Source organism: Synechococcus sp. H55.9 (genome assembly GCF_047462355.1).
GTDB lineage: Bacteria > Cyanobacteriota > Cyanobacteriia > Thermostichales > Thermostichaceae > Thermostichus.
In genome coordinates, this window is record NZ_JANSJB010000099.1 from 4,243 (window position 1) to 9,152 (window position 4,910).

Here is a 4,910-nt window from a genome sequence, read left to right on the forward strand (position 1 = left end):
TCAGGAATGCATGCCGGGCTTTATCTCGATCCCAAAACTCTAAAGTTTTACATTCGCAACTTGACGCGGGATCGTTTGCCGCCTAAGCAGCCCAACCCCATTTGGGTGAATGGCCGAAAAATCATTCAGGAAGAGCTTGCGCTTGAGGCCAATAGCCAAATCCAATTGGGGCGTATTGTGCTGGGCGTGAAGTCTATAGAGGTTGCCAGGAAAGATCAAGGGGTGCCCCTGAGCCGTGGCACTTTGGACACCCTTAAGGTTAAGTGCAGCCGCCTGGAAAACCCTCACTACCTGCCCCCGGAATATCAGGGCCAAAATTGCCCCTATTGCGGACATTTGGTTTTGAGTGCTTCGCTGGTGATCCCTCCTCCAGAGGCTGAAAAGGCTTCGCAATCTCCTGCCTAGAGAACCAAACCGTTCCATTTTTCTCCTGGATCCCAGCAGTTGCAAAAGGGATCCCAAGCCAAGTCCAAGGTGACTCGTGAGGTTACGTTGTTCTGTGTTGTTCTCGATGGCCTCGTCACGATTTACAGAGGTGAACAAAAGCTATGCAAATTCAACTGAGCTGGGAAGATCCCATCACCGAAGAACAGCAGGAGCCAATTTTTCCATTGCCTCTCGCCTTGGGCAGAGAGCTGGCCCAATTGCCACAGGAATGGCAGGGGCAAGAAGTGGCCAGAGCGGTATTTGCCAGCCAGGAGATCTCCCGTTACCACGCCCTTATCTATCTCGGTGAGGGTGGCCAGGTCATCTACGAGGATCGCAGTGCCAACGGCAGCCGCATCAATGGGGAAAAAATCCGACAAGCACGCCGGGTGCTGCAGGGCGGGGAAGTGGTGGAGCTCGGCCCCTACAGCATCACCGTCAGTTTGCTGAGGGATCCCAACGCCACCCTGTTGATCGGCACCCCTACCCTTTTGCTGGAGCCCCGCACCGACCTCATTCGCCCGGCCACCCAACCCGACACCGCATTTGAGGTTCCCCCGGCTTCCACGGTGGTTTTCGCCCCGGAGCAACTCCCCGAGGTGCGGGCCAGCTCAGACTTTCCGCCACCGGACTTGTTTCGAGCCGAGCAAATTGCCCTGAGCGCTCTCAAAGCCACCGGCCTACCCGTGGAGGAGACCCTCTATTTGGCGTTGGGCGGCGGTATGGGCAGCTTTGTCTGGGTGGATACCCTGCGCATCTATGGGGTCAGATCCGAACACATCCGCGTCATCAGCATTGCCCGCAAACCCTACGAACGGTATGAACGGCTGTTGACCAACTGCCAGATCCCCCGTTGGAAGCGAATTCGCTCCGGCTCCGATTCTTGCCCGGACAACATTTGGGGCTGGCCCGGCTATGCCTTGCGAGATGCTTGGCGCTCTTTTTTCTCCGGCCGATTGTTGGAAGCATTTGGCTTTTTGTGGCAGGTGTTTAGTGAACCTTTGCTGGCAGATACTTACACGCCGCGGGCGGGGGATGTATTCGCCTCGATGGATCGGGAAGCGGCTCGCATTGGCTGGGATCAAATGCTTTGTTACGGCCATATTCGCGCCATTCGCAAAACGGAGGATGGGCGATATGTGGTGGCCTATTCGGCAACGCGCCCCGGCCACCCAGATCACCGCTTTATGGTGGCCAAGTACCTGCATTTGGCGACTGGGTATCCGGCTATCAAATTGCTCAACGACCTGCAAGAGTTTCGGGAACAAACAGGAGATTTGAAATCTGTAGTACATGGATACGAGCCCCATGATCACGTTTATGAGCAATTGGAAAAACAGGGCGGCACGGTCTTGATCCGCGGATTTGGGATCGTCGCTTCCCAGGTGATGGAGCGCCTCTACCAAGCCCGCAAAGTCAACCCCCGCATCTCGGTGGTGCATCTGAGCCGTGCGCCCAAAGGCGGCAATCGCTTCGGACGGGCCAAACGGGCGGTGGAAAACCATTGGGAGTTTCAGCCTTTCAACTGGCCCAAAGGCACTTGGGGCGGGGTTCTGCGCGCCAAATTGGAAGCAGCAACCCCCCTGGAACGGCGCGAACTGCTGGAAGCCTGGGGCGGCACCACAACGGCAAGCCGGCGCAAGTGGCGGCGGATCGTGCGGCAAGGGCTACAGGAGGGCTGGTACTCGATTGTCTTTGGCAAGGTGGAATCGGTGGTTCTCGGCGACAAGGGCAAGCCGGTGACCTACATTCGAGGTACCCACAACAACACCCAATTGAAGGTGGAAGCCGATTTCGTTATCGATTGCACGGGCTTGGTTTCGGATCCCATGACCCATCCTCTCCTCAACGACCTGATTACCCGCTACAATCTGCCCCTCAATCCCCACGGACGCCTACATGTTTCCAACGATTTTGAGCTGGTGGAGATGCGCAACCGGGATGGGCGGATGTATGCTGCCGGGATCATCACCTTGGGTGGGCCCTATGCGCCGGTGGATACGTTTTTGGGCTTGCAGTACTGCGCCCATCGCTCGGTGGAGCACCTGGCTCGGCTGCGGGCGCCAGGCGTTAAAGGTCTGGAAGGGATCCGATCCCTGTGGCAGTGGTGCAAGTGGGCCTTGAACCTCAGCCCTTAGCCTTTGAACTGAAGCCAAACGAACTAGCGATTTTGGCCAACAAAACTGGAGGAAACAATGACACCAACTCTCATTGGCCGTTGGCAAACCCGCATTTTTTTGTTAGCTACGGTAGGTGTTTTAGCGACTTTACCCTTTTATTTTGGTCTCACCGGACATGGCGGTAGCCTCATCTATTTTTGGGTGCTGTTCTACGTAGGTCTGTTTGGCTGTGTTTGGGATGTCGTGTACAACTATTTGATGGGGTGGATGTGGGATCACGATTGGCCTGGGATCCTGCAGCTTTTGGCCGGCATTTGGGAAGGGCTTTTCTTGGGCACAGTCCTGAGGCTGGTGGGCCTTCCCCGTATCCCAAGCCAACGGTTTGACCTGGGGGATTTTATTCTCCACTACAGCGTGGTCTGGGTTTGCCTTTACCTCAGCGCTTGGGTGGTGATGCGGATTTTGTTTCCCCGCTGGCGCTTTCGCGGTGGAGAGTGGCTGGGGCCATGGCCTCGCTCCGGCAACTAGAGCTGGAGGGATCCATTGCCGTTAGAATCGGGCTGGAAGAGCTCCCCGGATAAGCCTGGGTTTTGAACAGGTCTGTACAGGCTGAGGGGAGTTGAGAGTTGTTGCTAACCCAGAGTTTTGCCCCATGCAAGCCTGTACCCTGATGGCTCGCGCCAAGATCAACCTCTACCTGGAAATCCTCGGATCCCGTCCGGATGGGTATTCGGAGGTGGCGATGGTGCTGCAGAGCATTCAGTTGGCAGATCGTGTCCAGTTGCAGTGCTGCCCCCACGGGATCCACCTCACCTGCGATCGCCCAGAAGTGCCGGCAGATGCCCGCAACCTGGCCTACCAAGCGGCTGAGCTGCTGCAAAAAGAGTGTCAGGCCACTATGGGAGTGGAGATTCGCCTCGAAAAGCAGATTCCGGTGGCAGCAGGCTTGGCAGGCGGCTCGGCTGATGCGGCGGCAGTTTTGGTGGGGTTGAACCAACTGTGGGGCTTGGGCCTGACGGTGGGAGAGTTGCAGAGCTTGGCAGCCCGCCTGGGATCCGACATTCCCTTCTGTGTACAAGGGGGAACGCAACTGGCCACCGGACGCGGGGAAGTTTTGGAGCCGCTGGCCGATTGGGAAGGGATCCCGGTGCTCTTGGCCAAACCCAAGCACCTGGGGGTTTCTACCGCCTGGGCTTATCAGGCCTTTCGTTCTCGTCAGGAGAGCTTGGGGCCTGCACTGCCCACCTTGCCGCAGGTGTTGGCGGCTCTCAGCCGTCAGGATCTGCCGGCGTTGGCCAGGAGTTTGCGCAATGACCTGGAACAGGTGGTTTTGCCGGAGTATGCGATTGTGGGCGAATTGCGCCAATCGCTGCTGGCGGCAGGGGCACTGGGAGCTCTGATGTCGGGGTCGGGGCCAACGGTCTTCGGGATCATGCCCAGCCTAGAGCTGGCCGCCCAAGCCCGCGACAGCCTGCGTCGCCAGTTTCAGGATGTGGAGTTTTGGGTTACGCAGTTTGCCCCCACCGGAATTGTGCTGGAGCCGGATCCCTGCAGCCTCAGCCCCAGCTAGGGTGGATGGAGACGAAGGCCCAAAACGGAGCTCTGCAGGTACAATCCTCCTCGGCGGCGCCGTCGAGAGGGATCCCTAGATGAAGCCTTTGGCAATGGCAAGAAGCTGGCTGCTGGGCCTGGGCCTTGTCTTGTGGGGGTGGGAGCCGCCGGCCTGGGCCGGCTGCGGCTTCCCTCGCGGGGCAGGGAAGACGTTTCTCTCGCTCCAGCCCGAGGTGTACCAACCCCGCACCCGCTTTGACCAGGGGGGACGCCTACAGCAGGCCCTTTCCGAGTATGGCGAGACCCGCCTCAACCTGTTTGGCGAAACCGGCCTCAGCGATCGCCTCACCCTCAACCTCAACACCAGCTACGTTTTCCTGGAAAATCGCTTTGCCAGCGGGGCTGACACCGTTACCCAGCGCAACCAGGGCCTGCGGGATCTGGAGCTGGGCCTGCGCCACACCTGGGGAGAGGGGGATCCCTTTTTCTCGGCCCAGTTGACGGCCCTGATCCCGCCGGGATATGCCACCCAGAACACCCCCCTGCCCTTGGGCTATGGGGTTTTCGGCTACGACCTCAGCGCCGGCCTGGCCGCCTCAGGCAAGCTGGGATCCCTGCCCGCCTTTTTCGACTCCTGTCTGACCTTTCGGGACTACCTGGGCTACCCCGGCGACCGTCTCAAGGCCAACTTGACCTTTGGGACGGATCTCAGCCCTGAGGTGCAGGCCATTGTGGCTTTGGATGGCGACTTCACCCTTGGCAACGGCGCCCCGCTCCTCTTTGGGGATGTGGCGGTGCAGGATCCCGACTACA

Annotated in this window: 5 protein-coding genes; all 5 read left to right on the forward strand. The window is 58.8% G+C overall.

The window, feature by feature from the left end; genetic code table 11:
* The coding region (locus tag NW857_RS11160; protein WP_414368964.1) for an FHA domain-containing protein at positions 1 to 405 on the forward strand (405 nt) is incomplete at its 5' end.
* Positions 406 to 548: 143 nt separating this feature from the next.
* The gene (locus NW857_RS11165; RefSeq protein WP_414349268.1) at positions 549 to 2,564 is read left to right on the forward strand and encodes an FHA domain-containing protein; all 2,016 of its coding nucleotides are present in this window, start codon (positions 549 to 551) and stop codon (positions 2,562 to 2,564) included.
* Positions 2,565 to 2,621: 57 nt separating this feature from the next.
* Positions 2,622 to 3,074, forward strand: coding sequence for a hypothetical protein (locus tag NW857_RS11170; protein ID WP_414335364.1), 453 nt, complete (start codon positions 2,622 to 2,624; stop codon positions 3,072 to 3,074).
* 124 nt (positions 3,075 to 3,198) lie between these two features.
* Positions 3,199 to 4,116 (forward strand): 4-(cytidine 5'-diphospho)-2-C-methyl-D-erythritol kinase, encoded by a 918-nt coding sequence (gene ispE, locus NW857_RS11175; protein ID WP_414349272.1) that lies wholly within the window; start codon positions 3,199 to 3,201, stop codon positions 4,114 to 4,116.
* A gap of 79 nt (positions 4,117 to 4,195) precedes the next feature.
* Positions 4,196 to 4,910, forward strand: a 715-nt coding sequence (locus tag NW857_RS11180) for a hypothetical protein (protein WP_414368967.1), incomplete at its 3' end; no start/stop codon positions are given.

Coding starts and splice junctions, on each gene's coding strand:
- NW857_RS11170 (WP_414335364.1), top strand. CDS start 2,622: ATGACACCAACTCTCATTGGCCGTTGGCAAACCCGCATTTTTTTGTTA.
- ispE (WP_414349272.1), top strand. CDS start 3,199: ATGCAAGCCTGTACCCTGATGGCTCGCGCCAAGATCAACCTCTACCTG.
- NW857_RS11165 (WP_414349268.1), top strand. CDS start 549: ATGCAAATTCAACTGAGCTGGGAAGATCCCATCACCGAAGAACAGCAG.